The sequence below is a fragment of the Prauserella salsuginis genome, from assembly GCF_024648885.1.
GTDB classification, from domain to species: Bacteria; Actinomycetota; Actinomycetes; order Mycobacteriales; family Pseudonocardiaceae; genus Prauserella; species Prauserella salsuginis.
This window is the reverse complement of the sequence record NZ_JANBBF010000014.1, coordinates 36007-62200: the sequence shown is the minus strand read 5'-3', so window position 1 is coordinate 62200 and position 26194 is coordinate 36007. Positions and strand designations below refer to the sequence as shown.

The following is a 26194-nucleotide window of genomic DNA, read 5'->3' as shown; positions in this document are numbered from 1 at the left end:
GCCGTGAATCGGTCAGGGGCCCTCGTCCCTGGGCTCACGGTGTCCTGGGGTCACGGTGTCCTGGGTTCGCTGCGCCTTGAGTTCGCTGCGCCTTGAGTTCGCTGCGCCTTGAGTTCGCTGTGTCTTAGGTTCGCTGCGATCTGAGCTGCTCGACGAGGATGTCGCCGTGGCCGGCATGGCGGGCGAACTCGGCGATCATGTGCCCGTAGATGTAGCGCAGATCGACCGGGCCGCGCCGCCACGAGAACTGCTCGTCGAGGTCGTGATCCGCCGCTACGGCACGGGAGTGCGCGCACGCGTCGACGAACGACCGGCTGACGGTTTCGATCGTGTCCTCGGCAGTCAGCACGAAACTGTCGTCGACGCTGTCGGGCAGTCCCAACTCGGCCCGGGGCACGCCGGCCACCCGGGAATGGAACCAGACTCGCTCCACGAAGACGGCGTGTTTGACCAGTCCGAGCGGAGTGGTCAGCGACGGCACCAGTCGCTCCCGCGCCTCCGATTCGTCGAGGTCGGCCAGGATGCCCAAAATCTGTTCACGCTGTTCGTCGAGTCTCGCCTCGAGCTGTGCGCGTTCGTCCGCGACGTGGATCTCCATGGGGAAACCCTGGCACGGACTGCCCGTCGACGGGGGTGCGCGAGGCCGTTCGGCCGCTCCGAGCGGAGACGATGCGTGACGTCGATCGTTGGCTCCGCGACTTTCTCGCGCTGTCGTGATGGCGGTCGGCGTCGCCGCTCCACATCAGGCGGGACGGTGAGCCTCGATCAGGTGGCGGGTCGAGTGAGCGATGCACGGCGTGCCCTCGCGTAGTCCGCTGTCGAGCTCGCGGAGCTTGTCCGAGTACCTGGTGACGGAGAAGTCCGGCACCCACCACACGCATTTGCGCAGGATCCACACGATCGCCCCGACGTCGTGGAACTCCATGCGGCACCGCGCCGTCCGGACGGAGTCGACGACGAGGCCCGCCCACCGCGCCGCCTGCGCTTCGTCATCCGGATGGCGCTGCTGCCTGGCCTCGGGCAACGGGCCGAGGAAGAATTCGATGAGTTCGAACGCCGAGCCAGGGCCGACGTGCTGCGCGACATAGCGACCACCGGGAGTCAGCACCCGGTGGATCTCGTCCCAGTCGGGCCGCACCGGGTGGCGCGAGGTGACGAGTTCGAACGACCGGTCGGGAAGGGGCAATGGGCCGCCGGCGGTGTCGAACACCTCGACACCGCGGGGTCCGAGCCGTGCACGGGCGCGTTCGGCGTTCGGCGGCCAGCTTTCGGTGACCGCCATGTGCGGCGGAAGCTTCGGAGCTTCGGCGACGACTTCACCGCCGCCGGTGTCGATGTCCACAGCGGACCCGACCTCGCCCAGCAGTCGGGCGAGCATGCGCGCGTACCCCCACGGCGGCCGTTCCTCCGTGGCCCGGCCCGTGAGCCAGTCGAAGCCCCAGCCTGTGACGTCGGCGTTCACCGCCTCCGTGATGAGTTCCTCGTATGTCCGCACGCGAGCAGATTGCACAGGCAAGGCAGGGAGCCGCAACGCCGTTTCCGTCCAGCCGGGCACGCGGTGGCCACGTGGACGCGACCGGATCGGGCAGGAAAGATCGGGCGGACGGACGTCGCGGCTCGTGAGAATCGATCGCGAAGGGAGCAGTCGTGATCGAGATTCTGAACCGCCTCGTCTCCGCGGTGGAGCAAGACCTCGGCGAGGACCTCGACGTCGATGCGTTCGCCCGCCGGTCGGCGACCACGGAGTACCACCTGCGGCGCATGTTCTCGTCCCTGGCGGGGATGCCGGTGTCGGAGTACGTCCGGCGTAGGCGCATGACCGTCGCCACGGCCGACGTGATCGGCGGGGAGGATCTGCTGACGATCGCCGTCCGGTATGGGTACGGCTCGACGGAGGCCTTCGGCCGAGCGTTCCGCTCCGTCCACGGCGCCGGTCCGGCCGAGGTCCGCCGCGACGGCGGCCCCCTTCGCAGCCAACCGCAACTCAGGTTCCGCCTGACCGTCGAAGGGAGCACCGCCATGAATGCCCGCATCGTCGAACGACCCGATCTCCGCCTCGTCGGACACGCGGCCCGCGTACCGCTGATCCACGAAGGGGCGAATCCGCACATCCAGGACCACATCACGTCGCTGCCGGCCGCCGAGCACGACCGTCTCAAGCAGTTGAGCAACGCGGATCCGGCGGGACTGCTGCAGGTCAGCGCCGACGTCGACCCCGACTACACGGAGGGCAGCGAGCTGACCTATCTGCACGGCGTGGCCGTCGACGCCGAGACACGTGTCCCGGACGACCTCGACGCGATCGACGTGCCGGCGGGCACGTGGGCGGTGTTCCGTACGTCCGGCGAGCACCCGAAGGCGCTGCAGGACGGGTTCGCGGCGACCGCGACGGAGTGGTTCCCCGCCAACCCGTGGCGGTTGCGGCCCGGCCCCTCGATCGTGTCGGTGATCGACCGGGCCGACGACTTCAGCACCGCGACGTGCGAGATCTGGATGCCCGTCGAACGCGACTGACGTAGCGGTCCGGCGGTAGGCTGCGCGCGTGGTCACCGTCGTCCAGCTCAACCTCGTCGTCGCCGACCTGGAGCGCAGTCGCGGCTTCTACGAGCGGCTCGGCTTCGCGTTCCGCGGTCGGAACCGCGCCGGAGAAGGCCCTGCGGAGGCGTGGGTGTCGGTGAACGCCGGTCTCACACTCGTGCTGCACTCGACGGGATTCGCCGCATGGTGGGACGAGACCGCACCGCAGCCGTCGGCAGGCGGCCCGCAGGTCGACGTCGAACTCCGAACGCACGAACGGCTCGACGGGCTCGTCGCGGATCTGGATCGGGCCGGTGTGGTCGTCGTCAAGCCGCCGACCGACATGCCGTGGGGACAGCGGTTCGCGATCGTGCGTGATCCTGACGGGCACCGGGTCGGGCTCAAAGCTCCACTGTGAACGTCCGCCTCCGGGTTTCGTTGGCGAAGCAGCCAGGCAGAGGTCGACGGAGGAGCACATGACAGATCACGAGGTTCGCCGCAGTGAACCGCCCGAAGGAATGCCCCGGTACCGGGTTCTCACCGGCCCGGACGATGCGTCCTTCTGCCACCGGGTCAGCGAGATGCTGGACCTCGGGTACACGCTCCACGAAGGGCCGTCGGTGACGTTCGACGGCGAGACCGTGATCGTGGCTCAGGCCGTCGTCTGGGCGGGAACCTCCGAATGAGCACGGCCGGTGAACCGGCCTCGTGGCGGGTTCACCGGCCGCTGTGTTCCCGTGCGAGGTCAGAGATCGGATTCCCGGCTGTTCCGTGCCCGTGCACCACTCGACGTCGGCTACGTGCGGACCGAGGCGCGTGGTCTCACGGATCCGGCGGGTCGGTGGGGATCGGGTGATCCGCGCGTTCGGCGGCGCGGTCCCGCCACAGTGAGAGCGTCAGCGACACGCACAGTCCGATCAGGATCACGGCGAACGGCGCCGCGGCGATGACGGCCGAGCCCTGCAGTGTCGTCGCGCCGCGCCCCAGCAGCAGGACGGCGGCGAACGCGGCCGCGAACGCCCACATCAGCCGCAGCGGCTTCGGCGGTTTCAAGCTCCCGCCCGAGGTGGTGCTGCCCAGCATGAACGACGCCGAGTCCGCGGATGTGATGAACAGCAGCGCCAGCACCGGCACGAGCAGGACGAACGTCAACGTCGCACCGGGTAGGCTGCCCAGCACCTCCACGGTCGCGACGGCCTTGGTATTGCCCGCGACGTGGGACACGTCCACGGCGCCGGCTTCCTCGCGCTGCAGCGCGGTTCCACCGAAGACGGAGAACCAGCCGACGCTCACCGCGGTCGGGACCAACACCACTCCGGCGACGATGCTGCGGATCGTACGGCCGCGCGAGATCCGGGCGATGAACGTTCCGACGAACGGGGCCCAGCCGATCCACCACGCCCAGAAGAAGTAGACCCACTCCTGATTCCAGGTGTCACCCTCGGCGCCCTCCGCCGCGAAGCTCATCGGCAGGAAACTGCCTACGTAATCGCGGAGGCCGGTGCCGAGAGTGCCGAAGATGTGGGCCGTCGGTCCGAGGATGAGCACGAATCCGAGCAGCACCCCGCACAGTGCGATGTTGACCAGGCTCAGCACGCGGATGCCCCTGCCGAGCCCCGTCATGGCCGAGATGGTGCTGACGGTCATCAGCCCCGCGATGATCGCGATCTTGGCGCCGTACGACTCGGGCACGCCCAGCGCGTGGCCCATGCCCGCGTTCAACTCGCGGGTGCCGAGCCCGAGTGACGTCGCGACCCCGAACAGGATCGCGAACACCGCCAGGATGTCGACGACCTTGCCGACCGGGCCGTCGGCCGTACGGCCCAGCAGCGGCCGCAGGGCTGCGCTGACCAGCAGTTTGCGCCCGTGCCGGAAGCTGGAGTAGCCGACCGCGATCCCGACGACGGCGTAGATCGCCCAGGCGTGCAGCCCCCAGAACAGGAACGAGTAGCGGATGCCCACGGCAGCGGCCTCGGCCGACCCGGGCTCCGCGGTGCCACCGGGCGGGTCGGCCAGGTGGATCAGTGGCTCGGCGGTGCCCCAGAACAGGAAACTCAGCCCGACACCCGCGCTGAGCAGCATCGCGATCCACGACACCCAGCCGAACTCCGGCCGCGTGTCGGCGGTCCCGAGTCGCATCCTGCCGAACGGGGTCAGTGCGAGCGCTGCCACGAACAGCAGCAGCGCCAGGACCGTGACCGGATAGGCCGGGCCGAACGTGTCGACCACCAGCTGCCGTGTCGCTTCGAGGACGTCGGCCACGCGCGACGGCACCGCGACTCCGACGACGATGAACGCGACGGATGCGGCGAGCGACACGTAGAAGACCGGTCCCAGCCGCGGGTTGTCGGCCGCGGTGCCGGGTTGTCGGTCGCTCATGTGGGACGAGTGTAAAGTCTCGCGACTCTGCGAGCTGGGGTTTCGCCGACGCGAGCAGCTCGACCCGCATCGGGGTGATACCGAAGTCGAGGCCCGCCGTCGCGGCCTGCCGATCGGCGGTCAGGGCCTGCCCGCGTGGGCGGCGTGCACCCGCACGGACCGCAACACGGCTTCGCGTGCCGAGGTCCGCGCATCCTCGTGGAAATCGGGTGCCGTGCACAGGTACAACGTGCGGCCGTCCGCGCCGCCGAGCATGCACGCGAACACGCCGGTGCCGGGCCGGATCTCGTCGACGATCTCGCCACCCGGGCGCACGCGGATGGCACGGTTGCCCGTGGCATCGGCGATCCACAGGGCACCGGCGGCGTCCAGACAGCAGCCGTCCGCGGCGACGAGGACCTGCGGCAGTGCCTTCTCGATCTCCCGCTCGGTGGGCGGATCACCGAACGCGGCCCAGACGCGCCGGTTCGTGAGCGTGCCGTCGGCGGCGATGTCGAACGCCGCCACCCGGTTGGCGAGGGTCTCGCACACCAGCAGCGTGCCGTCGTCGGTGATGACGCTGCCGTTGGGGAAGTGCATGTCCTCAGCGGCCGTCGTCACCGTGCCGTCCGGATCGACCCGCATCAGGTTCGTCGGACGCGCCGGCGCGCCGCCCATGAGATCGAATCCGAAGTCCCCGACGAATGCGCGGCCGTGGTCGTCGACGACGAGGTCGTTGAGGTGCCCGCCCACGTGGGCCGACAGGTCGGCGTGGCACACGAGCCGGCCGTCCGGTTCCCGCCGCAGCAGGCGGGCGTCCCGCATCGAGACGACGAGCAGACGCCCGTCGGGCAGCCAGCCGAGTCCGGACGGCTGCTGCGGAACCTCCGCCTCGACGCGCAGATCACCGCCGTCCTCGGCCGCGGAGTAGACGCGATGGGTGTAGAAGTCGGACACCCAGATCCGGCCGTCGTGCCAGCGTGGGCTCTCCAGGAATGACAGGTCACTCAGGACGGTCGTGACGTCGTGACTCATGGTCCCGCAGGACACCTCCAGTGGCGCCGTTCTCGGAGTCATCGTTCTCGGAGTCATCGCCTGCCGGCCCCGGCTGCCGAGCGCTCGGTCACCAGCCTTCGCGACCGTACGGTGAACCACCTCATAGTCGCAAGGCGTGTCCGGTCCGGTGCACGCTGTGACGGTCGATCAGGCCGGGAGGGGGCGGTGCGGCACCGCGGGACGCGGCAGGCGGCACGGCGTGAAACGTCGGTGGGCGCCGCTACGGTGAGCCGCGAACGCCGAGAACGGAGCGACGATGGCAGTGGAGATCACCGGTACCGACGCGTGCGGCAACTCGCCGAAGAACGTGTTCGTCGCGCGGTTCGAGGAGCACCTGGCACGCGGCGACGTCGAGGCGCTGGCCGAGGTTCTCGCACCCGGGTGTGTGCTCGACGTCGTCGGTTCCGATGGTCTGCGCACCGTCGAGGGGCGCGAAGCGGTCGCGACCGCGCTGGCGGAGATCGTTCCGGCCGGGCTGACGGCCGCACACGTCGAGGCCGCCGTCACCCACGGCAAGGCCGCCGCGGCCTGGGGATCCTGGACCCGCCGCGGGGACACCGTGCAGTGGTCGCACGTGTTCTGGTTCCGCACCCTCAAGGCGCAGGATTTCGACCGCATCCGCGTCTTCGGTTCCTGAGCTTCCGGGGCCGGCTGAGTGCCGCCTGGGGCCTGAGCCTGTCTAGCCGAGCGTCCGGGTGCTCGGGTGTCCGGGTGCCTGGGTTTCGAGTGCCGGGATTCCGAGTGTCGGGGTTCCGGGTGCTCGGAGGGGTCGTGAGGTTCGGGGGCTTGAGTGCCTGGGCTCTTCGGTGGCCTGGCGTGTGCGGTCCACCCCCTCCGTTCGTCGGTAGTAGCAAAGTAGGGACTTTCGGGCTTTCCGGACTTCGCCTCGGTCGACTCGCCTAGCTTCGCGATCTGCGAGCACGGGCCGTCACCCGCGGACGGCACGCGCCGTAGAGACATCGCTGCCGTTCCCTCCCGGAGGAAGAATGCCGACCGACCAGAACCCGAATCCCCCTCGAGGCCTTTCCCGTCGGCGCATGCTCGCCGTGACGGGCAGCACCGCCGCGGCCGCCGTCGTGGGAGTGCCCGCTCTCGTCCGCGGTGGCCTCCCCGAGGCCGCGGCTGCTTCGGTACCGGAGTACCCGGGCGCCGACGACTGGGTGGCCGCCGGTTCCAACGCGCTGGGTGACACCCGTTCCAGCGTCAGTGCCGTGGTCATCCACACCACGCAGGGCAGTTACCGCGGTGCGATCAACCACATGGCCGGTGAGAACGGCGTCGCAGCCCACTACGTGGTCCGGTCCTCCGATGGGCACATCACCCAGATGGTGCGGGAGAACCGCATCTCGTGGCACGGCAACGGTGCCAACGACTACTCGGTCGGCATCGAGCACGAAGGCTGGGTCTCCGAGCCCGGCCAGTTCTACACGGCGGAGATGTACCGCGAGTCGGCGAAGCTGGTGCAGCACCTGTGCTCGCGCTGGGGCATTCCGAAGGACAGGGACCACATCATCGCCCACTCCGAAGCTCCCGGCGCCACGCACACCGACCCGGGGCCCGGCTGGGACTGGGACTACTTCATGAAGCTCGTCCGCGGTCAGTGGGTGCCGTCCCAGCCGCCGGCGCCGTGGACCGTCGCGGACTCCGGGTTCACGACCGTCTCGACGAACCGGACGACCCCGCCGCAGACTGCGAAGACCGTGCAGCACCTGCTCAACGAGCACGGTGCGAACCTGGAGGTCGACGGCGTGTTCGGATCGGTGTCGGCCGCTGCGGTCAAGGACTTCCAGCAGGCCGAAGGACTGGTCGTCGACGGTGTCGCGGGCCCGAAGACCTTCGCGGTGCTCGTCGTCACGCGCAAGAGCGGCCACGGTGGGGACGCCGCGCAGGCCGTGCAGACCGGCCTGAACAAATACGGCGCCCGGCTCGTCGAGGACGGCGACTTCGGGCCGGCCACGGCCGAAGCCGTCAAGGAGTTCCAGACCGCCAACGGCCTGGTCGTCGATGGCGTCGTCGGCCCGCAGACGTGGGAGTGGATCGCCTGATCGGCCTCCGCTGACCGGCTGCCCGCCACTCCTTCCGGCGCCGTGTCCGGGGTTCGGAGCCCCGGGCCTGGCGCCGGTGTCGTTCGGTGCCGGGCCCGACGGATGTCGGGTCAACGGGTGCCGGGCCCAACGGGTGTCGGGGTGCCGGGTCCTCGACGGGTCAGCTGCGCGGCCGCCAGCGCTTCCACACGGCGGTTCCCCCGGCACGCAGTTTGCCGCCGTGGTGGATCTCGCAGACGACGGTCATCTCCGGTTCGTCGATCGCCGTCAGCTCGGCGGTGATCTCCAGCGGCTCGTCCAACGGGGTCGGCCTGCGGAACCGCACGTCGAGCCCGGCGGTGACGTAGGCCAGGTGCTGCCCCGGAGCCGGCTTCCAGTCGCGGCGGTCGGCCTCGAGCATGACGGCTGCGGCGCCGTGGCAGTCGAGCAGCGTCGAGATGATCCCGCCGTTGAGGTAGCCGCCGCCGTTGTCGTGCTGCGGCCACGGGGTGAAGGTCGCTCGGATGGCTCCGTCGACCTCGTAGCTGCTCAGCCGGAGACCGTCCGGGTTGGCGGGGCCGCAGCCGAAGCACGTCATGTCGGGGAACAGCAGCTGCTGGATGCTCGGACCGCGGGTCTCGTCGGTCGCCGCGGCCTCGGTGCTCATGGCGTTCGTCATGGTTGAGGTCTACCGTCGGCGGTGAGCCGGTCGCGACCGGCCTGCTGACGATGTGAGTCAGGAGACACTCGCCATGCCCGAACCGGACAGGAACACCGAACCGGAACCGCGTCCCGGTGCAGGGGACCGACCGGGCATCGACTGGTTGCCCGGTGCGGAGGGGAACCCGGGGACGCAGCAGAACCCCGGACCGCAGCGGCCGCCGGGGGAGCGGCGGCACGGCTCCGACCTGCCGCCCGACCATCCCGGCCCGCAGGAGCCGTACCCGCGCCGCCGCAAGCCCGACGGTGCGGCCGACCAGTACCCGCACGAGACTCCGCGGCGTTACCCCGGCGGCGGTGCCCACATCGACGGTGTTCCGGAGGCGCCGTCCCGGCGTACACCCGACGAGCGGTGACCGCGGTCGACCGGCTCGCCATGGCCACTCGGGAGCGCACCGAGCTGGCCGAGTTCCTGGCGACGCTGACGCCGCAGGAGTGGGAGAAGCCGAGCCTGTGCGAGGGCTGGCGGATCCGCGATGTCGTCGCGCACATGATCAGTTACGACGAGCTGGGCGTGGCCGGGGTGCTGCGGCGGTTCGCCCGCGGGCGGTTCAAGCCGGGTGCGGTCAACGAGGTCGGCGTCGCCGAATACGCCTACGAGCCGGACCGGCTGCTGGCGCTGCTGAACGACCACCTGACCCCGCGGGGGCTCACCGCGCTCGGCGGCGCGCGGATCGGCCTGACCGACGGTCTGATCCACCACCAGGACATCCGCCGCGCACTGGGCAGACCGCGGCAGGTACCGACCGACCGGTTGGCTGCCGTCCTGCCCCTCGCCGTGGGCGCACCGCCGCTGCGTGCGAAGCAGCGCCTCCGGGGTCTGCGCCTGGTGGCCGACGACGTGGACTTCTCGACCGGAGACGGCGACGAGGTGCGCGGCCCCGCGGAGCCGTTGCTCATGGCGATCGCTGGACGTCGCGGCGTGATGGACGAACTCGACGGGCCGGGGCGGCCCACACTCGCGGCGCGGATCGGTTGAAGGGCACCGTCAGGCGGTCCGGTCGCCGGCCAGCACCGCGAGGACGTGGACGTCGGTCCGTCCGCCGCTGGTGACAACCGCCTCCCGGCGCGTGCCTTCGCGCACGAAGCCCGCCGCCTCGTAGGCCTCCCTCGCGCGGACGTGACACGCCGCCACCTGCGTCTCCACCCGGTGCAACCCGGCCTCGTCGAGTGCGTAGCCGAGCAGTAGCCGGGTGGCCTCGTCGCGGTGGCCGTCGCCGTAGGGGCCGAGCAGGCCGATCCGGCACCGGCACGACGCGTTGTCCCGGTCGAGCTCGGCCAGTACCGCCTCGCCGATGAACGACCCGGTCGCCCGGTCGACGACGGCGAGGTCGACTCGGTCGCCGCGCCGCCCGCAGGACGCGTACCACTGCTGGGCCGCCGCGAGGTCGTCGAGCGCGGGTACCCCCGTCCCGCGGCCGGGGCACCACGTGAGCGCCTCCTCCCGCATCAGCGCGACCAGGCCGGGAGCGTCGTCGGGCAGCGCCGGACGCAACTGCACCAGCTCGCCGGTGAGGACGGGCTGGTGAGCGAAGGCCGGTGCCGTCATCGGGTCCGCGGGTCGCCTGCTCAGTGCGGTTGCGTCTGCCTGCGGTGACCCTTGGCCGTGTAGTACAGCACGGCACCGGCCAGGCCGATGATCATCACGAACGCGGTGCTGCCGACGACGAGCGCCTGGGTGAACGCGTCCCACGGGTCGGGGGCAGCCTGCCGCTTCTCCTCCTGCTCGGCCAGCGCTGGCGTCGCACCCGCCAGCAGCGAGCCGAGCACGGTCAACACCGACAGCGTCGCCGCGGCGGTCGCGCGCCGCAGTCGCCTGCCGGCCCCGATCGCGGACACGGTACGGAAATCGTTGGTACGTAAGGCGATTCGGCTCATGCGCACTCCCTCCCTCTGCTGTCGGATACCCGTGCAACGCCGCGCCACACCGGAAGGTTGCCGGATGACGCGCACGTCACAGGACATGGGTGAGACGGGGTCAGGAGGTTTCCATGATGGCGTCTACGGCACCGTCGATCTCGGCCGCCAGTGAGACATCCTTCTCCGTGAGCCCGCCGGCACTGTGTGTGCTCAGACAGAAACGTAACGTGCGCCAGCGGATGTCGATATCCGGGTGATGGTCTGCGCTTTCCGCCATCTCGGCGACCCGGTTCACCACCTCGATAGCGCGGGGGAAGCTCGGCAGTTTCGCCTCGCGCACGATCGCGTCGCCGTCGCGGTGCCAGCTGGGAAGGTGTTCGAGTGCCGCCTGGATGCGGTCGTCGCTGAGTAACTCCGTCATGTGTCCATGGTGGTGCCGGGAGGGGTAGGCTGCACAGTCGCAGTCGGGCATGTCGGCCGCATCGCGTCGAGATCACCGTTTCGTGATCACGGCGGGTGATCGCGGTGTCTTGATCAAGGGATGACGTGCCCGCCGCCACGGGAGTCCGGTGAACCGGCCGGACTGAGAGGTGGGCGCCGAGCCCACGACCGTTCGCACCTGATCCGGGTCATGCCGGCGCAGGGAGGCAAGCTCCGCTCGAGCCGTCACACGCCGGGCCGCCTGCCCTCCGGATCGCCTGACCGCGGGCCGGGCGCCGCGAACGGTGCCGACGAGGAGAGCCGATGTTGCCGCGCCGCTTGAGCCAGCTGACCGCCGTTACCGTGACCGGGCTGTTCACAGCCGGGTGCACCTTGATCGGGGGCGGTGACGGCGGTGACGACGACGCATCGTCGGCGACGACGGTCACGCTCGCCACGCACGATTCGTTCGCCGTCCCACAACGGGTGCTCGACGATTTCGAGTCGCGATCCGGGATCCGCGTCGAGGTGCTCAACCAGGGTGACGCCGGCGCGCTGGCGAACAAGCTCGTGCTGACGAAGGCGAACCCCGTGGCCGATGTCGCCTACGGCATCGACTCGACGTTCGCCTCCCGCACGCTCGCCGAGAACGTGTTCGCCCCGTACGCCCCTCCGGCCGCCACCGAAGGCCCGCAGCGCTACGCGCTCGACGACGCTGGCGACCACGGTTCGGGTGGTGACGGCGCCCGGCTGACAGCCGTGGACGTCGGCGATGTGTGCGTCAACATCGACACCGAGTGGTTCGCCTCGCGCGACATGCCCGCCCCGCGCACGTTTGCCGACCTGGCCCGGCCGCAATACAGCGAGCTGCTGGTGACGCCGAGCCCTGCGACCTCCTCGCCGGGCCTGGCGTTCCTGCTCGCGACCGTCGCCGACCGCGGCGAGGACGGCTGGCAGGACTACTGGCGCAAGCTCAAGGAGGGCGGGGCTCAGGTCGTGAGCGGCTGGAGCGAGGCTTACACGCAGGAGTTCTCGGGATCTTCAGGCAACGGCCCGCGCCCGATCGTCGTGTCGTACGCGTCCTCGCCGGCCGCCGAGATCGGCGACGACGGCACGCCGCGCACCGAGGCGCTGCTGGAGACCTGCTACCGGCAGGTCGAGTACGCGGGAGTGCTCTCCGGCACCGACCGCCCCGACGAGGCGCGCCGGGTCGTCGACTTCCTGCTCTCCCCGGAGTTCCAGCGCACCGTTCCGGAGAACATGTACGTCTACCCGGCCAGGTCCGACATCGAACTGCCCGGTTCGTGGCAGCGGGCCGCCCCGCTCCCGGACGACCCGGCGCAGCTGCCGGCCGACGAGGTCAGCGAGGGTCGGGAGCAGTGGATCGAACAGTGGCGCGCGCTGTACGAGGGCTGAGCCGAGGCGGGCGGCGCGGCCCCGGGGCCGGGCGGGCGCGCGGGGCCGGTGTCGTCGCGCTCGCCGCCCTGCCGATCGCGTTCCTGGGCGTGCTGTTCGCCTGGCCGGTCGTGGCGATCCTGCGGCTCGGTGTCACCGACGGCGAGGTGTCGAGGGCGCTGGCGCAGGCGCAAACGTGGGATCTGGCCGCGTTCACCCTCGGGCAGGCGGCCGCCTCGACGGCCGTGGCGGTGCTCGCCGGCATGCCGGTGGCGTTCCTGCTCGCGCGGGTGCGGCTGCGCGGGGCCGGATGGGTTCGGACGTTCCTGCTGGTGCCGTTCGTGCTGCCGACGGTCGTCGTGGGACTGGCGTTCAAGGCGTTGTGGCCCGGCGGCGGCGTGGCGACGATCGTGCTGGCCAACGCGTTCTTCAACGTCGCCGTCGTGGCGCGCACCGTCGGCGGGCTGTGGGCGCACCTCGACCGGCGCGCCGAGGACGCCGCCCGCAGCTTGGGTGCGTCGCCGTGGCAGGCGTTCCGTACCGTGACGCTGCCCGCGCTCGCACCCGCGCTCGCGTCGTCGGCCGCGGTGGTGTTCCTGTTCTGTTCCACGAGTTTCGGTGTCGTGCTCATGCTCGGCGGCGGGCGCTATCGCACGCTCGAGACCGAGATCTATCTGCGGACCGTCGAGCTGCTCGACCTGTCCGGCGCGGCGGCGTTGTCGCTGGTGCAGCTCGCGGCGGTGGTCCTGGCGCTGGTCGTCGGCGGGGTGGCGCGGCGACGACGGGAACGTGCCGCACCGCTTCGTGCGCCCGTGACGACCGCCCGCAGGCCTGCGGGGCGGGAGTGGTGGGTCGTCGGAGCGGCGCTGACGGTCGTGGCGGGCCTGCTGGTGCCGATCCTGGCCCTCGTCGTCCGCTCGTTGTCCACACGCGACGGCTGGGGGTTCGACGGCTACCGCGCGCTGGCTGGCTCCGGCGACGGCGCGTTGAGCGTCACCGGTTGGGAAGCGGCGCTGAACTCGCTGCGGACCGCCTTCGACGCGACCGTGTTGGCGATGATCGTCGGGGTGCTCGCCGCCGTGGCGCTCGTGGCGGCGGGACGGGCCCGCGGCCGTGCCGCACGGCTGGCCGGGGAGACGCTCGACGCAGCGTTGATGCTGCCGCTCGGCGTGTCCGCGGTGACCGTCGGCTTCGGCTACCTCGTCACCCTCGATGCGCTGCCGGGTGACCTGCGCACCTCGCCGATGCTGGTGCCGCTGGCCCAGGCGCTCGTCGTCGTGCCGCTGGTGATCCGGATGGTGCTGCCCGTGCTGCGGTCGGTCGACGACCGGCTGCGCCAGGCCGCCGCGACGCTCGGTGCGGCCCCCGTGCGGGTGTGGTGGACGGTCGACGTGCCGCTCGCGGCCCGGTCCCTGGCGGCGGCCGCGGCGTTCGGCTACGTCGTCGCGCTCGGCGAGTTCGGCGCGACGAGCTTTCTCGCCCGGCCCGAGGCGCCGACGTTGCCTGTCGCGATCAACGAGTTGATCAGCAGGCCGGGCGAACTCAACACTCAGCTGGCCTACGCGGCGTGCACGCTGCTGATGCTCGTCACCGCGGGCGTGGCCGCCGTCATCGACCGCCTGCGGGCGCCGCACGTCGGGGAGTTCTGAATGCTGACCGTGGATCGGGTGACCGTCACCTACGACCGCACGCCCGCGGTGCGTGACGCGTCGCTGGAGATCGCCGACGGCGAGGTGCTGGCGCTGCTCGGGCCGTCCGGGTCGGGCAAGTCGACGCTGTTGCGTGCGATCGCCGGTCTCGAACCGGCCACCGGTGCGGTCCGCTGGGACGGCGACGACCTCGCGGGCGTACCCGTGCACCGGCGCGGCTTCGGACTCGTGTTCCAGGACGGCCAACTGTTCCCGCACCGCGACGTCGCGGGCAACATCGCGTTCGGCCCGCGGATGCAGGGCATGCCGGCCGGCGATCGCGACCGGCGGGTCGCCGAGTTGCTCGAACTGGTCGGGCTGGCGGGCTACGAGCGACGGCAGGTCACCGAATTGTCCGGCGGCGAGGCGCAGCGGGTGGCGCTCGCCAGGGCACTGGCGCCCCGGCCGCGGCTGCTGTTGCTCGACGAGCCGCTGTCCGGGTTGGACGCCGAACTGCGGGAATCGCTGGCGCTCGACCTCGTCGGCGTGCTGCGCCGCGCCAAGGCCACGACCTTGCTCGTCACGCACGACCAGGAGGAGGCGTTCACACTTGCCGATCGCCTCGCCGTGCTCGACGAGGGGCGCATCCGGCAGTCCGGCGACGTCGTCGACGTCTGGCGCGCGCCCGCCGACGAACGTGTGGCCCGCTTCCTCGGCGTCACCACCGTGGTGTCCGGCGAGGTCGCCGACGGGCAGCTGCGTTGCGCATTCGGTGTGGCCGACGTTCCGTGGGCACTTGCCGGACCGGTGACCGTCGGCCTGCGGCCGCATGCGTTGCGCGTCGCCTCCACCGGCGTGCCGGGCGAGGTGGTCGAGCGGGCCAGGCGCCGCGACCACACGCGGGTGACGGTCGACGTGTCGGAGACCGTGCCGGATGCGTCCACTGTGGATGCGGTGGCGACGATGGCGGACGGGGTGCGGCCCGGCGAGGAGGTCCGGCTCCGCCTGGACCCCGGCGGCGTGGCCATCGTCGGTTAGCGAACTCGACGGTACGGCGGTCGCGGGCCGTCGTACCGCCGGAGTCCGGACATCGGATCAGCCGTCCTTGGACACCAACCGCGCGTACGCGAGGGACAGGCCGATCGCCAGGTAGCACGCGGCCTTCAGCCCGCCGTCGATCAGGTCGGCCGCCGGCACCGGGTCGCGCAGTACGTCGACCAGCGACCACCACACCTCGGTGAGCAGGAACGGATGCAGCCACGACAACGCGTCGAGACTGCCGAGCACGGTGAACACGATGACGCCGCCGAGCACGGAGGCGAGCACGACCATCGGATGTTCGGTGAACGCCGAGATCGCGAGCGCGATCGCGCCGACCGCCCACAGCTGCAGCGTCACCCAGCCGACGGCCAGGGCGACGCGGCCGACTGCGTCCGGTATGGACAGTGTCGTCCCCGACAGTGTGGACAGGGTGCCGTCCCCGTTGATCACGAGTGCGGTGAGGATCCCGGTCGCCGCGATCACAGCGGCCGCCGCGAGCGTGAACGTCGCCACGCCCAGCGCCTTCACCAGCAGCAGTTTGGCGCGCCCGACCGGTGCGAGCAGCCAACCGCGGAGCGTGCCGGTGGACGTCTCTCCGGCGAGCGCGTCCGCTCCGGACATCGCGGCGGCCAGCGGCAGCAGCATCTGCAGCGTCATCGTCAGTGCCGCGATCGGCAGGACGAGGACACTCGCTGCTGCCGCCGGGAGGAGGTTCCCGCCGTCGTTGCCGGGAGGGCCGCCGGACGAGGCCGCCGTCGGGTCGGCCACCGTCAGCGCGATCCCCATGATCACCGGGATCAGGGCCAGCAGTCCGAGCACGGCGAGCGTGCGCGGCCTGCGGAAGATCCAGCGCAGTTCGGCGCGCACCAGCCGTGACGCGGGAGCCGTGCGCCGGGCCGGTTTCGTCATGACGTCCATGTCGGCGCCTCCTCGCTGTCCTGGGTCAGCCTGGCGAACAGGTCTTCGAGGCCGGTGCGGCTGCGCCGCGCCTCGTACACCGGCACGCCCGCGCCGACGAGGGTGGCGATCACGTCGGGTGCGGCGGCCCGCGTCAGCTCGACGCGTACGCCGTCCGGCGTGGGCCGTGCGGCCAGGTGCGCCGCGCGCAGGGCCTCGACCGCCGCGGTCACGTCCGTTGTGGACACTTCGAGGCCTGCCGACTCCGATTCGAGCAGTTCCGTCAGGTCGCCCTGCGCGACCAGCGCGCCCTCGTTGAGCACGGCCACGTGCGTGCACGTCGCCTCCACCTCGGCGAGCAGATGGGACGAGACGAGCACCGTGACGCCGTCGTGGTGCAGGTCGGCGATGACCGACCGGATCTCCCGCGTGCCCGCGGGATCGAGCCCGTTGGTCGGTTCGTCCAGCACCACGAGCCTGCGCGGCACCAGCAGCGCGCCTGCCAGCCCGAGCCGTTGCTTCATACCCAGCGAGTAGCCGCGGTACCGGCGGCCGCCCGCACGGCTCAGGCCGACCCGTTCGAGCGCATCGTCGACCGCGGGTGGAATCCCGGCGGCCGTCAGTCGCGGTTCGGCGGCCGCGAGGCGCAGCAGGTTCTCCCGTCCCGACAGGAACGGGTGGAATCCCGGCCCTTCCACGAGCGCTCCCACGTCCGGCAGTGCATCGCCCGCCCGCTCCGGCATCGTGTGGCCGAGCAGCTGGACTTCGCCCTCGGTCGGTTGCACCAGACCGAGCAGCATGCGGATCGTCGTCGTCTTTCCCGAGCCGTTCGGACCGAGCATCCCCAGCACCGCGCCCTCGGGGACATCGAGGTCCACGTGATCGACCGCGACCGTCCGGCCGTAGGTCTTGCGGAGTCCTCGGGTGCGGGCCGCGAGGGCGGGCCCCTCCTGCTGGGAGGGGCCCGCCACCACGGGCTCGGCGTGCGCGGTCACCGGTTCTCCAGTGCCTGGCGCAGGACCTGCTCGGGCACGGCGCCGGCCGCGAGCCGGCCGTCCTCGGTGATCAGCGCGGTGCCGATGCGGGTCTCGATGACGTGCCCCGAGCCGAACTCGCCCTGCACGGGCTTGCCGAAGCGGTCGAGCATGCCCTCGACGTCGGCGCCTTCGCCCTGGGCGCGATCGCGCATCTCCTGCGGCACGCGGGTGAGCACGACCGTGTCCCAGCCGTCGCCCGTGACCCGGAACTGCGGTTCCTCGCCGGACTCGCCGCGGGGTCCGTCGGGCCGCCCCGCCTCGGACTCGGTCACCTTGGTGCCCTCCGGCGGGGAGAACTCGAACAGCCGCTCCGGCTGCGGACCGAACTCGATCTCGGAGAAACCGATCTCGAACGCGGGGTCGGTCGTGCCGTGCGTCAGCACCGACATGCGCAGCGGCAGTCGCTTCTCGGCGTCGACGGCCACCCGGACCTCCCGCACCAGCGTTCGCTCGTCGGGTTTCGGCGTCAGCACGAGTTCGTACGCCGCACGGCCCGCCACACGCGCCGTCCCGTCGACCGAGACGGTCGACGACTCCTCCAGCCGGTCCACCACCTGCGCCGCCGTGCGGGTCGGGTCGGCCCCGGCCGCCTTCGCGCTCCGGTGCTTGTCCCGCGCATCGGCCGGCAGCGCGGTCCGCGTTGCAGTGCCCTCCGCCGAGTCGTAGGACCAGAACTCCTTGTCGCCGAGTACGTACGTCAGTTCGCTCGACTGCTGCTCCATCGCGACGCGGCCCTTGCCGTCGCCGTCGTAGTAGACGCGTGCGGACTGCGCGTCCAGCGCGGGCACGCCCGGCATGGCGGGGAGCCCGAGTTCGTTGTCGACCGTCGCCGTGCCCGACATCGCGGGCGGCTCCGTCTTCAGCACCGAGCCGACCAGCTGCTGTGCCCCGATCTCGGGGAGTTCGGGAGCGCTGTCGGCGCCCGCAGGCATCGCCAGCAGGCCCAGCCCGAGCGCGCCTGCCGCCGTCCCGGCCACCGCCACCGTCGCCGCTTTCCGTTTCGTGTTCACGAGTCCTCCTCGCCCCCGGTATGATCGCCAGTTTCCCAGTCACCGGCGTTTCCTGACACCGCTGAGTCTTCGCGGCCGGTGCTGAGACCGGGCTGAGAAGACCCGCCACGCTGAGAGAGCGCTGAGAGATCCCGCGCCGACGCCGGGAAAGCGGCATCCTGACACCTGTGGAACCACGAGTGTTGGTCGTCGACGACGAAGCGGGTGTGCGCAAGGCGCTGAGCCGTGGCCTCGGCGCCGAGGGCATGGACGTCACCGTGGCCGCCGACGGTCCGACCGCGCTGAGCCTCGCCGGGACCGGGGCGTTCGACGTCGTGCTGCTCGACATCATGCTGCCCGGCCTTTCCGGCTACCGCGTGCTCGAACGCCTGCGCGCGGACGGCGTGACGACGCCGGTGTTGCTCATCTCGGCCAAGGACGGCGAGATCGACCAGGCGGACGGTCTCGACCTCGGCGCAGACGGATACGTCGTGAAGCCGTTCTCGTTCGTCGTCCTCGTCGCGCAGGTGCGTGCGACGCTGCGGCGTACCGCGGCCGAAGGTGTCCGCGGACAGTTGCGGATCGGCCCGCTCGTGCTCGACCGCGGACGCCGTGAGGTGTACTGGCGGGACGAGCCGGTGCCGCTGAGTCCCAGGGAGTACGCGTTGCTGGAGGCGCTCGCGGGCCGCGCGGGCACGGTGGTGACCAAGGAGGAGCTGCTGCAGTCGGTGTGGGGTGACCAGCGGGCCGCCACGCGCAACGTGGTCGAGGTGTACGTGGGCTATTTGCGGCGCAAGCTGGACGCAGTGGGGGCGACCGCGTTCGTGCGCACCGTGCGCGGCCACGGGTACGTCGCGGGCGACCCTGCCTCGGATTCTGCGACCGGCGCGTGACGAGCCCGGCCCGTCGCATGAAGGATCCGCGTCGCTGGTGGCGCAGGAGGAGTCTGCGGCTGCGCATCACCGCGGTGGCCACCGTTGTCGCGGCGGCGGTGCTGCTCGTGCTCGCTCTCCTGGCGGGGCGCCTCGTCGGCCCATGGCTGCTCGGCGGGGTCGATACGGACCTGCGCGCAGCGGTGTCGACGGCGGCACGGGCAGTCGAGTCGGGCACGGCACCGTCCACGTCGGACGGGCTGCGGGTGCGGGTGCTCGACACCGCAGGCGATCCGGTGGACGGCGGTGGACCTCCCGCGCTCGGTGACGCCCACGTCGGCGATCTCAAGGCCGGTCTCGCGGTGACCGTCGAGGGCCCGGACGATGCCGTGCCCACGCGCTGGGCGGGCACCGTGGCCACGGCGCCGGACGGTGCGCAGCGCCTCGTGGTGGCCGAGGACCCGCTGGCCGGCGCCTCGGCGGTGATCGCCGACGGCGGCATGCTGCTCGTCGGACTCGCAGTCGCGGGCGCGGTGCTCGTGGGCGCCACGACGTGGCTGGTGACCGGTGCAGCACTGCGCCCGGTCGGCCGGATGCGCCGGTCGCTGCCGGCGCTGCCGAGCGGCGGGCGGCTGCCTGAACCGGGGTCGGCCGACGAGCTCGGTGCGCTGGCCGCCGAGCTCAACGACCTGCTGGCCCGCTACGACGAGGTCGGGGAGCGGCTCCGCAGATTCACCGGCGATGCCGCGCACGAACTGCGGTCCCCCGTGGCGTCGATCCGCGTGCAGGCCGAGGTCGGCGTCGCCGCTTCCGACGGCGACCTCGCACAGGAGACGCTCGCGGACATCCTCGTCGAGACCGAACGTCTGTCGACACTGCTCGACGGCCTGCTGACCCTGGCGCGCGCCGATGCGGGGGAGGTGCCCGCGGCCGAACCCGTCGAGCTGGTCACCGAGGTGCGTGCGGCGGTCGAACGGCTCGGTGCGGAGGAGCCCGACATGCGGGTCAGTGCGCTCGTGCCGTCGGCGTGGGCGCTGGCCGCCCCGTCGGAGGTCGAACTCGTGCTGGACAATCTGCTGCGCAACGCCTGCAGGCACGCGGCGAGCAGCGTCGTCGTGTCGGTACTGGCCATGCGTGCGTGGGTGCGCGTGGTGGTCGACGACGACGGTCCGGGCATCGAGCCGGAACACCGGGGGCACGTGTTCGACCGGTTCTACCGGGCCTCCGACGACCGGGCACGCAGTTCCGGCGGAACGGGGCTCGGGCTCGCGCTCGTCGCCGAAGCGGTGCGCCGGCGCGGCGGACGGGTCGTCGTCGGCGAGTCGCCCGACGGGGGTGCTCGGTTCGAGGTGAGCTGGCGCAGGCACGACCGCCGATCGTGAGGAGCGGAGATGGACGGGGTGATCGTCGGGGCGGCGATCGTCGACGACGGCAAGCTGCTCGTCGGGCAGCGCGCCTATCCCGACGACGTCGCCGGGCTGTGGGAGCTGCCGGGAGGACGCGTGGAGCCTGGCGAGTCCGAGACCGAGGCGCTGGTGCGGGAATGCCACGAGGAACTCGGCGTCGATGTCACCGTCGGCGTGCGCATCGGTGGTGACATCGCGTTGCGGGGAGGGGCGGTGCTGCGCGTCTACGCCGCCGCGCTGGTCGACAGCGGCGCCACCCCGCAGGCCGCCGAGCACAAGGCGCTGCAATGGGTCGGCGCGGACGAGGTGGCGGCCGTCGACTGGTTGCCTGCCGACCGCGCGCTGATTCCCGAGCTCGAGGAGCTGCTCGGCTGACCTCGAGGTCTTCCCGCTCAGCCTGCTGCCGGGCCGCGCCGAGGCACGCCGCGGTGCTGAGTGCAGGACACGCGGTGCCGGATGCAGGACACGCGGTGCCGGATGCAGGACACGCGGTGCTGGGTGCAGGACACGCGGTGCTGAGTGCAGGACACGCGTCGGCGTGTCGTCGAGACCTGGCGGGTTGGTGGCCGGCGCAGCATATGCGCCGGTTTTCCACGCTGCGCTGGGATGGTGGCGGACGTACTGTCGAGATATGTACGTCGTATTGGTCACCTACACGGCCCCGGTCACGGACGTGGACTACGCCTTGCCGGACCACGCCGAGTGGCTCACCAAGCAGTACGAACAGGAGCACCTGATCGCGTCGGGACGCAGGGACCTGCATCGCGGCGAGGTGATGATCGTGCGCCCGATGTCGAGGTTGAAGCTGGACGCGATGTTGGCGTCCGATCCGCTCTCGATCCGGCATCTCGTGTCGTACGAGGTCATCGAGTTCGCCGCGAGCCGTACCTGTCACGAGCTCCACGAGATCAACGAGCTTCTGGCCGGCTGAGGTCGAGCGCGTGAACCGAGCGGGGCACCGGTCCCGCCCGGGCGAGACAGCACGGCCCGACACGGGCTCCGTCCGGAACGTCGTGCCGATGTGACCGGTCCCGCGGCGCCGGGCCCGACGCGCGTCGGCCGGCCGTCCGGGTCAGGCTGCCTTCGACACCTTCGACTGCATCGTCTTGGCCGTCTGCAACGCCATGACCGGGCACTTCTTGCACCGCGGTTTCGACTTGCAGCACTTCTTCTTCAGCTGACCGGCCTTGATCATTCCGCGGACCGCGGACTTCGGGTCGTCCTCCTGTGCGAGCGCCACCGCCAGCTTGGTGCTGGCTTTGATGTGCTTGCCGGACTTGCTCTTCTTGCCCACGGGCACGCTCCAGGGGCGACGTCGATTGCCCCTGTTAGGTTAGGCCAACCTCAGTTGTTGTGAAGAGTGGCGCTGACCACACCGCGCCGCGGGCGGTGTCGTGGCCGCCTGCGACCACCGGTCCGGTGGCCGCCGACGACACGGTCCGGCCGCGGCGGCGTGCGCTCCGGCGGGGTGGTCCCGAGGTGTGGCGCCGGGCACATCGCCGCCGCCGGTACGCTGGGAAAAGACCGGGCGTCGCCGTGACGGCGCAGGTCACCCCAACCCTCTTCGCATCAGGAGTTCTCGCGTGCCTGCACTCACCTCCGAGAAGGTCAGGACAGACCTCCGGAACATCGCGATCGTGGCTCACGTCGACCACGGCAAGACGACGCTGGTCGATGCCATGCTGCGGCAGTCGGGCGCCTTCAACGAGCGCGACGAGCTGGTGGACCGCGTCATGGACTCCGGCGACCTGGAGCGGGAAAAGGGCATCACGATCCTGGCCAAGAACACGGCCATCCGCCGCAACACCCAGGACGGTCCGGTGACGATCAACGTCATTGACACCCCGGGCCACGCCGACTTCGGCGGTGAGGTCGAACGCGGCATGTCGATGGTCGACGGCGTCGTGCTGCTCGTGGACTCGAGTGAGGGCCCGCTGCCGCAGACGCGGTTCGTGCTGCGCAAGACCCTCGAGGCCGGTCTTCCCGTGGTGCTCGTGGTGAACAAGGTCGACCGGGCCGACGCCCGCATCGCCGAGGTCGTCGAGGAGACCCACGACCTGCTGCTCGAACTCGCGGGCGACATCGATGGCATGACCGACGATGCGATGGACGCCGTGCTGAACATGCCGGTGATCTACGCGGCCGCCCGCGACGGGCGCGCGAGCCTGGAACGGCCCGCCGACGGGCAGGTGCCCGCCAACGAGAACCTCGACCCGCTGTTCGACGTCCTGCTCGACCACATGCCGCCGCCCGCGGCCGACCCGGAGGCGCCGCTCAGCGCCCTCGTGACCAACCTCGACGCCTCCAGCTTCCTCGGCAGGATCGCGTTGGTGCGCGTCTACGCGGGCAAGATCCGCAAGGGCCAGACCGTCGCGTGGATCCGTGAAGGCGGAGAGGTCCAGCAGGTCCGTATCTCTGAGCTGCTGGTGACGCAGGCCCTGGAACGGGTGCCTGCGCAGGAGGCGACCGCGGGCGACATCGTCGCGATCGCGGGCATCCCCGACATCACCATCGGCGACACGCTCGCCGATCCGGAACACGCCGACGCGCTGCCGCGGATCACGGTCGACGAGCCCGCGATCTCGATGACCATCGGCGTGAACACCTCGCCGCTGGCAGGCCGCGGCGGCGGTGACAAGGTGACCGCGCGCCTCGTGAAGGCGCGGCTCGACCAGGAGCTCATCGGTAACGTCAGCGTGCGCGTGCTGCCTACCGAGCGCCCCGACACCTGGGAGGTGCAGGGCCGCGGCGAACTGGCGCTGGCCGTGCTCGTCGAGCAGATGCGCCGCGAGGGTTTCGAGCTCACCGTCGGCAAGCCGCAGGTGGTCACCAAGACGATCGACGGCAAGCTGCACGAGCCGTTCGAACGGCTCTACATCGACGCACCCGAGGAGTACATGGGTTCGATCACCCAGCTTCTCGCCGCCCGCAAGGGCCGCATGGAGGAGATGGAGGGCTCGGGCACGGGCCGTATCAAGCTCGAGTACGTGCTGCCCTCCCGTGGCCTGATCGGCTTCCGGACCGACTTCCTCACCGAGACCCGCGGCGCGGGCATCGCCAACCATGTCTTCGAGGGCTACTTCCCGTGGGCGGGCGAGATTCGCACGCGGAACTCCGGTTCGCTGGTCGCCGACCGCCCCGGCCCGGTGACGACGTACGCGATGCTGCAGCTCGCCGACCGCGGCGAGTTCTTCGTCGAGCCCGGCGCCGAGGTGTACGAGGGCATGGTCGTGGGCGAGAACCCGCGCGCCGAGGACCTTGACATCAACATCACCAAGGAGAAGAAGCTCACCAACATGCGCTCGGCCACGGGCGACGAGCTCGAACGCCTCGCCCGGCCGCGCAAACTCGGCCTCGAGGAGGCGCTGGAGTTCTGCTCGAGCGACGAATGCGTCGAGGTGGCGCCGAAGGCCGTCCGAGTGCGCAAGATGACGCTCGACGGGCCGCAGCGGGCCAAGGAGCGCTCCCGCGCGAAGGCCCGCGACCGCTCCTGAGCCGGTCGCGGGCGTGCGGGACACTCGTCCGGGAAAGGGCCGGACGGTTCCCGCGCGGGAGTTCTCGCGTGTGCGGACCGCGGCCGGGCCGTCGTCGGGGGAACCGGCTGACCCGGTCGTGCGTCGGCAATGGTGGCCTCGCCGGGAGTTGACAACCGGTCTGGCAGGCTCGAACCGATCCGGTTGCCGAATCCGCGCCGGAGGAACGGACACGCGAGGGGAGTAGCGGCAGGTGCGCGCGATCATTGGGGGGCGAGCAGGCCGGAAGCCGGCCGTGCTCGTGTTCGCGCTGGTGGCCTTGCTGGTGACGGCGTGTACGAACATGCCGCCTCCGCCGGTGGTCAGCTCGCCCGTCGCGGCGACGTCGACGGCGGCTCCCGGTGACAGCTCGGACATCGCCGTGGCCGTCGACTCCATCGGCGGCGGCTACAACCCGCACAACCTCGCCGACCAGTCGACGACGACCCAGGCGCTGGCGACGATGTTGCTGCCGTCGGTCTTCCGGGAGGGTGACGACGGCGGGCGGGTGCTCGACGAGCGGCTCATGAAGTCGGCCGAGGTCACCGCGCACGACCCGTTCACCGTCTCCTACCGGATCCGTCCCGATGCGTCCTGGTCCGACGGTGCGCCCATCGCTGTCGAGGACTTCGTCTACCTGCACGAGGCGATGACGTCACAGCCCGGCGTCGTGGGCGATGCGGGCTACCGGCTGATCTCCGAGATCCGTCCTGCGGACGGTGGCAAGCGCGTCGACGTCGAGTTTTCCGAGCCGTATCCGGGGTGGCGGACGCTGTTCGACCACCTGCTGCCGCAGCACCTGATGAAGGACGTTCCCGGCGGCTGGCAGAACGCGCTGAGCGACAGCTTCCCCGCATACGGCGGTCCGTTCGCGATCACGACGATCGACTCGGCCCGGGGCGAGATCGTCCTCGAGCGCAACGAGCGGTACTGGGAGAACCCCGCCGCCGTCGACCGGGTCGTGCTCCGCAGGGCCGACCCGTCGGCGCTCGCGGGCGCGTTGGGCAGTGGTACCGACCAGCTCGCCGTCGTCGGCACCGACGAGACGGTCAGGCAACGACTCGACGGCCTCGGCGACGACGTGTCGGTGTCGGAGGTGCCGCGGCCCTACGTCGTCTCCACGCTGCTGCGTCCCGTCGCCACGCTCGCCGACGACCAGGTGCGGGAAGCCGTCGAGGCCCTCATCGATCGTGACAAGCTCATCGAGGCGGGCGCCGAAGGCGGTCCTTCCGGTTACGAGCGGGCGGGAGCGCACGTCCGGCCGCCCTCGGACGACGACTACCGCGCGACGTTGCAAGCCGACTCCTCCCCGCGGCGCCCGCAACCGCGGAAGGCGCGCATGCTGCTGGAGGAAGCCGGCTACGAACGGGTCGCGGGCACCTGGACCCGCGACGGGCAGCCGTTGTCGCTCGCGCTGGCGGCACCGGGCGAGCGCCAGCCGTTCAAGGCCGTCGCCGACGAGTTGACGCGCCAGCTCGTCGAATCCGGCATCGAGGTCAGGGACGCCACGCCGCAAGCGCCGCGGGAGCTGTTCAACCGGCTGCTGGCCCCCGGTGAGAACTCCGACGGTGCGGTGCAGGTCGACATGGCCGTCGTCGGGCGCCCTGTCAGTGGCGATCCGGCGTCGTCGCTCGCCTCGTCCTACGGCTGTGCCCCGCTCGTCACCGGTGGCTCCTCCGGCGGCGATGAAGACGAGGACGGTTCCGGGGCGGGAAATACCGACGAAAGTTCGGAATCGGCCGACGGTCGTACGGAAGAAAGTGAGCCGGGCGACTCCGGTGACGGTTCCGGATCCGGCGAAAGCGAAACCGGCGAATCCGGCGGATCCACCGGCGACGCGTCCGATTCCGATACCGGATCGAACGAGACCGAAACCGCGCAGAGCGACGATTCGGACGGCGATCCGATACGGCCCGCGAACCCCGCCGGGTACTGCGACCCCGAACTGCAGTCGATCATCGTGGATGCGCTGACCGGCTCGAAGCCGCTCGACGAGGCGTTGCGCACCGTTGAGCCGGCGCTGTGGGACGCCGGGGTGACGATTCCCCTGTTCCAGCCCACAGACACGGTCGCCGTGACGGCCGATGTCGAGGGCGTGCGAGCCTCGCCGATGCCCGCGGGCCCGTTCGCCTCAGCGGTCGAGTGGAGCCGCGGCGAGAAGTGAGCCGGACGGGCGGCCGGGGCGCCCGTCGAACATTTCCGCGGTTTCGATACCCGAGATTCGGTCTCAGGGTTTACATTGCTCCTCACATGCCACTCGGTGGGCGACAAATGTTTACCGAACGTAAGAAGTGGATGTCCGGACGCTAGGCGGAAGTCACCCTTTGGTCACGATCGCAAGGCAGATGGTGACTCGCAGTGCCTCCGGTTCCTAGCGTTCCTCCGCATATGCGCCAAACGAGTGGCTTGGCGTGTCATATGCTCCGGTCAGACCGGCCGGAGGGTGTGGACTCTGCGGTGCG

Annotated in this window: 28 protein-coding genes and 1 riboswitch; of the genes, 16 read left to right on the top strand and 12 right to left on the bottom strand. The window is 71.0% G+C overall.

Translation table 11 applies throughout. From position 1 onward, the window contains the following. Nucleotides 1-124: 124 nt before the first annotated feature. The gene (locus LY40_RS22810; RefSeq protein WP_258938090.1) at nucleotides 125-598 is read right to left on the bottom strand and encodes a DinB family protein; all 474 of its coding nucleotides are present in this window, start codon (nucleotides 596-598) and stop codon (nucleotides 125-127) included. Nucleotides 599-742: 144 nt separating this feature from the next. Continuing rightward, nucleotides 743-1495: a class I SAM-dependent methyltransferase gene (locus LY40_RS22805; protein WP_183783232.1), complete on the bottom strand. Its 753-nt coding sequence runs from the start codon at nucleotides 1493-1495 to the stop codon at nucleotides 743-745. Between the two features lie 152 nt (nucleotides 1496-1647). Here LY40_RS22805 and LY40_RS22800 point away from each other — a divergent pair, with 152 nt between their 5' ends. The 3 genes from LY40_RS22800 to LY40_RS22790 are packed head-to-tail and all read left to right on the top strand — an operon-like array spanning nucleotide 1648 to nucleotide 3203. Then, the gene (locus tag LY40_RS22800; protein WP_183783234.1) at nucleotides 1648-2514 is read left to right on the top strand and encodes an AraC family transcriptional regulator; all 867 of its coding nucleotides are present in this window, start codon (nucleotides 1648-1650) and stop codon (nucleotides 2512-2514) included. Nucleotides 2515-2542: 28 nt separating this feature from the next. Beyond that, the gene (locus tag LY40_RS22795; protein WP_183783236.1) at nucleotides 2543-2935 is read left to right on the top strand and encodes a VOC family protein; all 393 of its coding nucleotides are present in this window, start codon (nucleotides 2543-2545) and stop codon (nucleotides 2933-2935) included. Nucleotides 2936-2993: 58 nt separating this feature from the next. Continuing rightward, a complete protein-coding gene (locus tag LY40_RS22790) occupies nucleotides 2994-3203 on the top strand; it encodes a DUF1737 domain-containing protein (protein ID WP_183783238.1) in 210 nt (69 codons plus the stop codon). A gap of 136 nt (nucleotides 3204-3339) precedes the next feature. Here the strand turns inward: LY40_RS22790 and LY40_RS22785 are convergent, their stop codons facing one another. Both LY40_RS22785 and LY40_RS22780 read right to left on the bottom strand, forming a co-directional pair. Continuing rightward, nucleotides 3340-4896 (bottom strand): BCCT family transporter, encoded by a 1557-nt coding sequence (locus tag LY40_RS22785; protein ID WP_258938089.1) that lies wholly within the window; start codon nucleotides 4894-4896, stop codon nucleotides 3340-3342. A gap of 120 nt (nucleotides 4897-5016) precedes the next feature. Then, nucleotides 5017-5910 (bottom strand): SMP-30/gluconolactonase/LRE family protein, encoded by an 894-nt coding sequence (locus tag LY40_RS22780; RefSeq protein ID WP_258938088.1) that lies wholly within the window; start codon nucleotides 5908-5910, stop codon nucleotides 5017-5019. Between the two features lie 277 nt (nucleotides 5911-6187). Between LY40_RS22780 and LY40_RS22775 the strand changes: the two genes are divergently transcribed. Both LY40_RS22775 and LY40_RS22770 read left to right on the top strand, forming a co-directional pair. Further along, nucleotides 6188-6568: a nuclear transport factor 2 family protein gene (locus LY40_RS22775; protein ID WP_183783244.1), complete on the top strand. Its 381-nt coding sequence runs from the start codon at nucleotides 6188-6190 to the stop codon at nucleotides 6566-6568. Nucleotides 6569-6968: 400 nt separating this feature from the next. Beyond that, complete coding sequence (locus LY40_RS22770; protein WP_258938087.1) at nucleotides 6969-7976, top strand: peptidoglycan recognition protein family protein; 1008 nt, start codon at nucleotides 6969-6971, stop codon at nucleotides 7974-7976. A 160-nt stretch (nucleotides 7977-8136) separates the two neighbouring features. Here the strand turns inward: LY40_RS22770 and LY40_RS22765 are convergent, their stop codons facing one another. Further along, nucleotides 8137-8634 (bottom strand): PaaI family thioesterase, encoded by a 498-nt coding sequence (locus LY40_RS22765; RefSeq protein WP_258938086.1) that lies wholly within the window; start codon nucleotides 8632-8634, stop codon nucleotides 8137-8139. Nucleotides 8635-8707: 73 nt separating this feature from the next. Here LY40_RS22765 and LY40_RS22760 point away from each other — a divergent pair, with 73 nt between their 5' ends. Both LY40_RS22760 and LY40_RS22755 read left to right on the top strand, forming a co-directional pair. Beyond that, on the top strand, nucleotides 8708-9031 hold the full coding sequence (locus LY40_RS22760) for a hypothetical protein (protein WP_183783248.1): 324 nt from the start codon (nucleotides 8708-8710) through the stop codon (nucleotides 9029-9031). Continuing rightward, nucleotides 9028-9654 (top strand): maleylpyruvate isomerase family mycothiol-dependent enzyme, encoded by a 627-nt coding sequence (locus LY40_RS22755; protein WP_308216709.1) that lies wholly within the window; start codon nucleotides 9028-9030, stop codon nucleotides 9652-9654. The genes LY40_RS22760 and LY40_RS22755 overlap by 4 nt, the downstream gene beginning before the upstream one ends. 9 nt (nucleotides 9655-9663) lie before the next feature. Here the strand turns inward: LY40_RS22755 and LY40_RS22750 are convergent, their stop codons facing one another. From LY40_RS22750 to LY40_RS22740, 3 genes are all read right to left on the bottom strand, one after another. Next, complete coding sequence (locus LY40_RS22750) at nucleotides 9664-10224, bottom strand: GNAT family N-acetyltransferase (protein WP_258938085.1); 561 nt, start codon at nucleotides 10222-10224, stop codon at nucleotides 9664-9666. 20 nt (nucleotides 10225-10244) lie between these two features. Next, a complete protein-coding gene (locus LY40_RS22745; protein WP_228726021.1) occupies nucleotides 10245-10553 on the bottom strand; it encodes a hypothetical protein in 309 nt (102 codons plus the stop codon). Between the two features lie 100 nt (nucleotides 10554-10653). Further along, nucleotides 10654-10956: a 4a-hydroxytetrahydrobiopterin dehydratase gene (locus LY40_RS22740; protein WP_183783252.1), complete on the bottom strand. Its 303-nt coding sequence runs from the start codon at nucleotides 10954-10956 to the stop codon at nucleotides 10654-10656. A 134-nt stretch (nucleotides 10957-11090) separates the two neighbouring features. Further along, a riboswitch (TPP riboswitch) is annotated at nucleotides 11091-11184 on the top strand. Between the two features lie 95 nt (nucleotides 11185-11279). On the opposite strand from LY40_RS22740, the gene LY40_RS22735 reads away from it, so the two are divergent. The 3 genes from LY40_RS22735 to LY40_RS22725 are packed head-to-tail and all read left to right on the top strand — an operon-like array spanning nucleotide 11280 to nucleotide 15016. Continuing rightward, the gene (locus tag LY40_RS22735) at nucleotides 11280-12371 is read left to right on the top strand and encodes a thiamine ABC transporter substrate-binding protein (RefSeq protein WP_258938084.1); all 1092 of its coding nucleotides are present in this window, start codon (nucleotides 11280-11282) and stop codon (nucleotides 12369-12371) included. Further along, nucleotides 12347-13999: an ABC transporter permease gene (locus LY40_RS22730; protein ID WP_372497768.1), complete on the top strand. Its 1653-nt coding sequence runs from the start codon at nucleotides 12347-12349 to the stop codon at nucleotides 13997-13999. Before LY40_RS22735 ends, LY40_RS22730 begins: the two co-directional genes overlap by 25 nt. Then, a complete protein-coding gene (locus tag LY40_RS22725) occupies nucleotides 14000-15016 on the top strand; it encodes an ABC transporter ATP-binding protein (RefSeq protein ID WP_183783256.1) in 1017 nt (338 codons plus the stop codon). 57 nt (nucleotides 15017-15073) lie between these two features. On the opposite strand, the gene LY40_RS22720 is transcribed toward LY40_RS22725, so the two are convergent. From LY40_RS22720 to LY40_RS22710, 3 genes are read right to left on the bottom strand one after another with little or no spacing between them, the layout of a single operon-like run. After that, entirely contained in the window at nucleotides 15074-15937 is an 864-nt protein-coding gene (locus LY40_RS22720) for an ABC transporter permease (protein ID WP_183783258.1), read from the bottom strand. Then, nucleotides 15925-16911 carry an ABC transporter ATP-binding protein gene (locus LY40_RS22715; RefSeq protein ID WP_183783260.1) on the bottom strand — a complete coding sequence of 329 codons (987 nt, stop codon included), beginning with the start codon at nucleotides 16909-16911 and terminating at the stop codon, nucleotides 15925-15927. Before LY40_RS22715 ends, LY40_RS22720 begins: the two co-directional genes overlap by 13 nt. Further along, nucleotides 16908-17963 (bottom strand): sigma-E factor regulatory protein RseB domain-containing protein, encoded by a 1056-nt coding sequence (locus LY40_RS22710; protein WP_258938083.1) that lies wholly within the window; start codon nucleotides 17961-17963, stop codon nucleotides 16908-16910. Before LY40_RS22710 ends, LY40_RS22715 begins: the two co-directional genes overlap by 4 nt. Nucleotides 17964-18130: 167 nt before the next feature. Between LY40_RS22710 and LY40_RS22705 the strand changes: the two genes are divergently transcribed. The 4 genes from LY40_RS22705 to LY40_RS22690 all read left to right on the top strand — a co-directional run bounded on the left by LY40_RS22705 (nucleotide 18131) and on the right by LY40_RS22690 (nucleotide 21151). After that, the gene (locus LY40_RS22705) at nucleotides 18131-18835 is read left to right on the top strand and encodes a response regulator transcription factor (protein ID WP_372497767.1); all 705 of its coding nucleotides are present in this window, start codon (nucleotides 18131-18133) and stop codon (nucleotides 18833-18835) included. Nucleotides 18836-18852: 17 nt separating this feature from the next. After that, nucleotides 18853-20196 (top strand): sensor histidine kinase, encoded by a 1344-nt coding sequence (locus LY40_RS22700; RefSeq protein WP_258938082.1) that lies wholly within the window; start codon nucleotides 18853-18855, stop codon nucleotides 20194-20196. 9 nt (nucleotides 20197-20205) lie between these two features. Further along, nucleotides 20206-20595, top strand: coding sequence for a (deoxy)nucleoside triphosphate pyrophosphohydrolase (locus LY40_RS22695; protein ID WP_183783266.1), 390 nt, complete (start codon nucleotides 20206-20208; stop codon nucleotides 20593-20595). Nucleotides 20596-20851: 256 nt separating this feature from the next. Continuing rightward, nucleotides 20852-21151 carry a YciI family protein gene (locus tag LY40_RS22690; protein ID WP_183783268.1) on the top strand — a complete coding sequence of 100 codons (300 nt, stop codon included), beginning with the start codon at nucleotides 20852-20854 and terminating at the stop codon, nucleotides 21149-21151. 141 nt (nucleotides 21152-21292) lie between these two features. Here the strand turns inward: LY40_RS22690 and LY40_RS22685 are convergent, their stop codons facing one another. Then, nucleotides 21293-21514: a hypothetical protein gene (locus tag LY40_RS22685; RefSeq protein WP_183785758.1), complete on the bottom strand. Its 222-nt coding sequence runs from the start codon at nucleotides 21512-21514 to the stop codon at nucleotides 21293-21295. 289 nt (nucleotides 21515-21803) lie between these two features. Here LY40_RS22685 and typA point away from each other — a divergent pair, with 289 nt between their 5' ends. Both typA and LY40_RS22675 read left to right on the top strand, forming a co-directional pair. Continuing rightward, complete coding sequence (gene typA, locus LY40_RS22680) at nucleotides 21804-23714, top strand: translational GTPase TypA (protein ID WP_183783270.1); 1911 nt, start codon at nucleotides 21804-21806, stop codon at nucleotides 23712-23714. Between the two features lie 232 nt (nucleotides 23715-23946). Next, the gene (locus LY40_RS22675) at nucleotides 23947-25896 is read left to right on the top strand and encodes an ABC transporter family substrate-binding protein (RefSeq protein ID WP_258938081.1); all 1950 of its coding nucleotides are present in this window, start codon (nucleotides 23947-23949) and stop codon (nucleotides 25894-25896) included. The last annotated feature ends 298 nt before the right edge of the window (nucleotides 25897-26194 follow it).

Coding starts and splice junctions, on each gene's coding strand:
- LY40_RS22790 (WP_183783238.1), top strand. CDS start 2,994: ATGACAGATCACGAGGTTCGCCGCAGTGAACCGCCCGAAGGAATGCCC.
- LY40_RS22725 (WP_183783256.1), top strand. CDS start 14,000: ATGCTGACCGTGGATCGGGTGACCGTCACCTACGACCGCACGCCCGCG.
- LY40_RS22690 (WP_183783268.1), top strand. CDS start 20,852: ATGTACGTCGTATTGGTCACCTACACGGCCCCGGTCACGGACGTGGAC.
- LY40_RS22770 (WP_258938087.1), top strand. CDS start 6,969: ATGCTCGCCGTGACGGGCAGCACCGCCGCGGCCGCCGTCGTGGGAGTG.
- LY40_RS22775 (WP_183783244.1), top strand. CDS start 6,188: ATGGCAGTGGAGATCACCGGTACCGACGCGTGCGGCAACTCGCCGAAG.
- LY40_RS22785 (WP_258938089.1), bottom strand. CDS start 4,896: ATGAGCGACCGACAACCCGGCACCGCGGCCGACAACCCGCGGCTGGGA.
- LY40_RS22700 (WP_258938082.1), top strand. CDS start 18,853: ATGAAGGATCCGCGTCGCTGGTGGCGCAGGAGGAGTCTGCGGCTGCGC.
- LY40_RS22695 (WP_183783266.1), top strand. CDS start 20,206: ATGGACGGGGTGATCGTCGGGGCGGCGATCGTCGACGACGGCAAGCTG.
- LY40_RS22780 (WP_258938088.1), bottom strand. CDS start 5,910: ATGAGTCACGACGTCACGACCGTCCTGAGTGACCTGTCATTCCTGGAG.
- LY40_RS22750 (WP_258938085.1), bottom strand. CDS start 10,224: ATGACGGCACCGGCCTTCGCTCACCAGCCCGTCCTCACCGGCGAGCTG.
- LY40_RS22740 (WP_183783252.1), bottom strand. CDS start 10,956: ATGACGGAGTTACTCAGCGACGACCGCATCCAGGCGGCACTCGAACAC.
- LY40_RS22745 (WP_228726021.1), bottom strand. CDS start 10,553: ATGAGCCGAATCGCCTTACGTACCAACGATTTCCGTACCGTGTCCGCG.
- LY40_RS22720 (WP_183783258.1), bottom strand. CDS start 15,937: ATGGACGTCATGACGAAACCGGCCCGGCGCACGGCTCCCGCGTCACGG.
- LY40_RS22735 (WP_258938084.1), top strand. CDS start 11,280: ATGTTGCCGCGCCGCTTGAGCCAGCTGACCGCCGTTACCGTGACCGGG.
- LY40_RS22765 (WP_258938086.1), bottom strand. CDS start 8,634: ATGACGAACGCCATGAGCACCGAGGCCGCGGCGACCGACGAGACCCGC.
- LY40_RS22810 (WP_258938090.1), bottom strand. CDS start 598: ATGGAGATCCACGTCGCGGACGAACGCGCACAGCTCGAGGCGAGACTC.
- LY40_RS22760 (WP_183783248.1), top strand. CDS start 8,708: ATGCCCGAACCGGACAGGAACACCGAACCGGAACCGCGTCCCGGTGCA.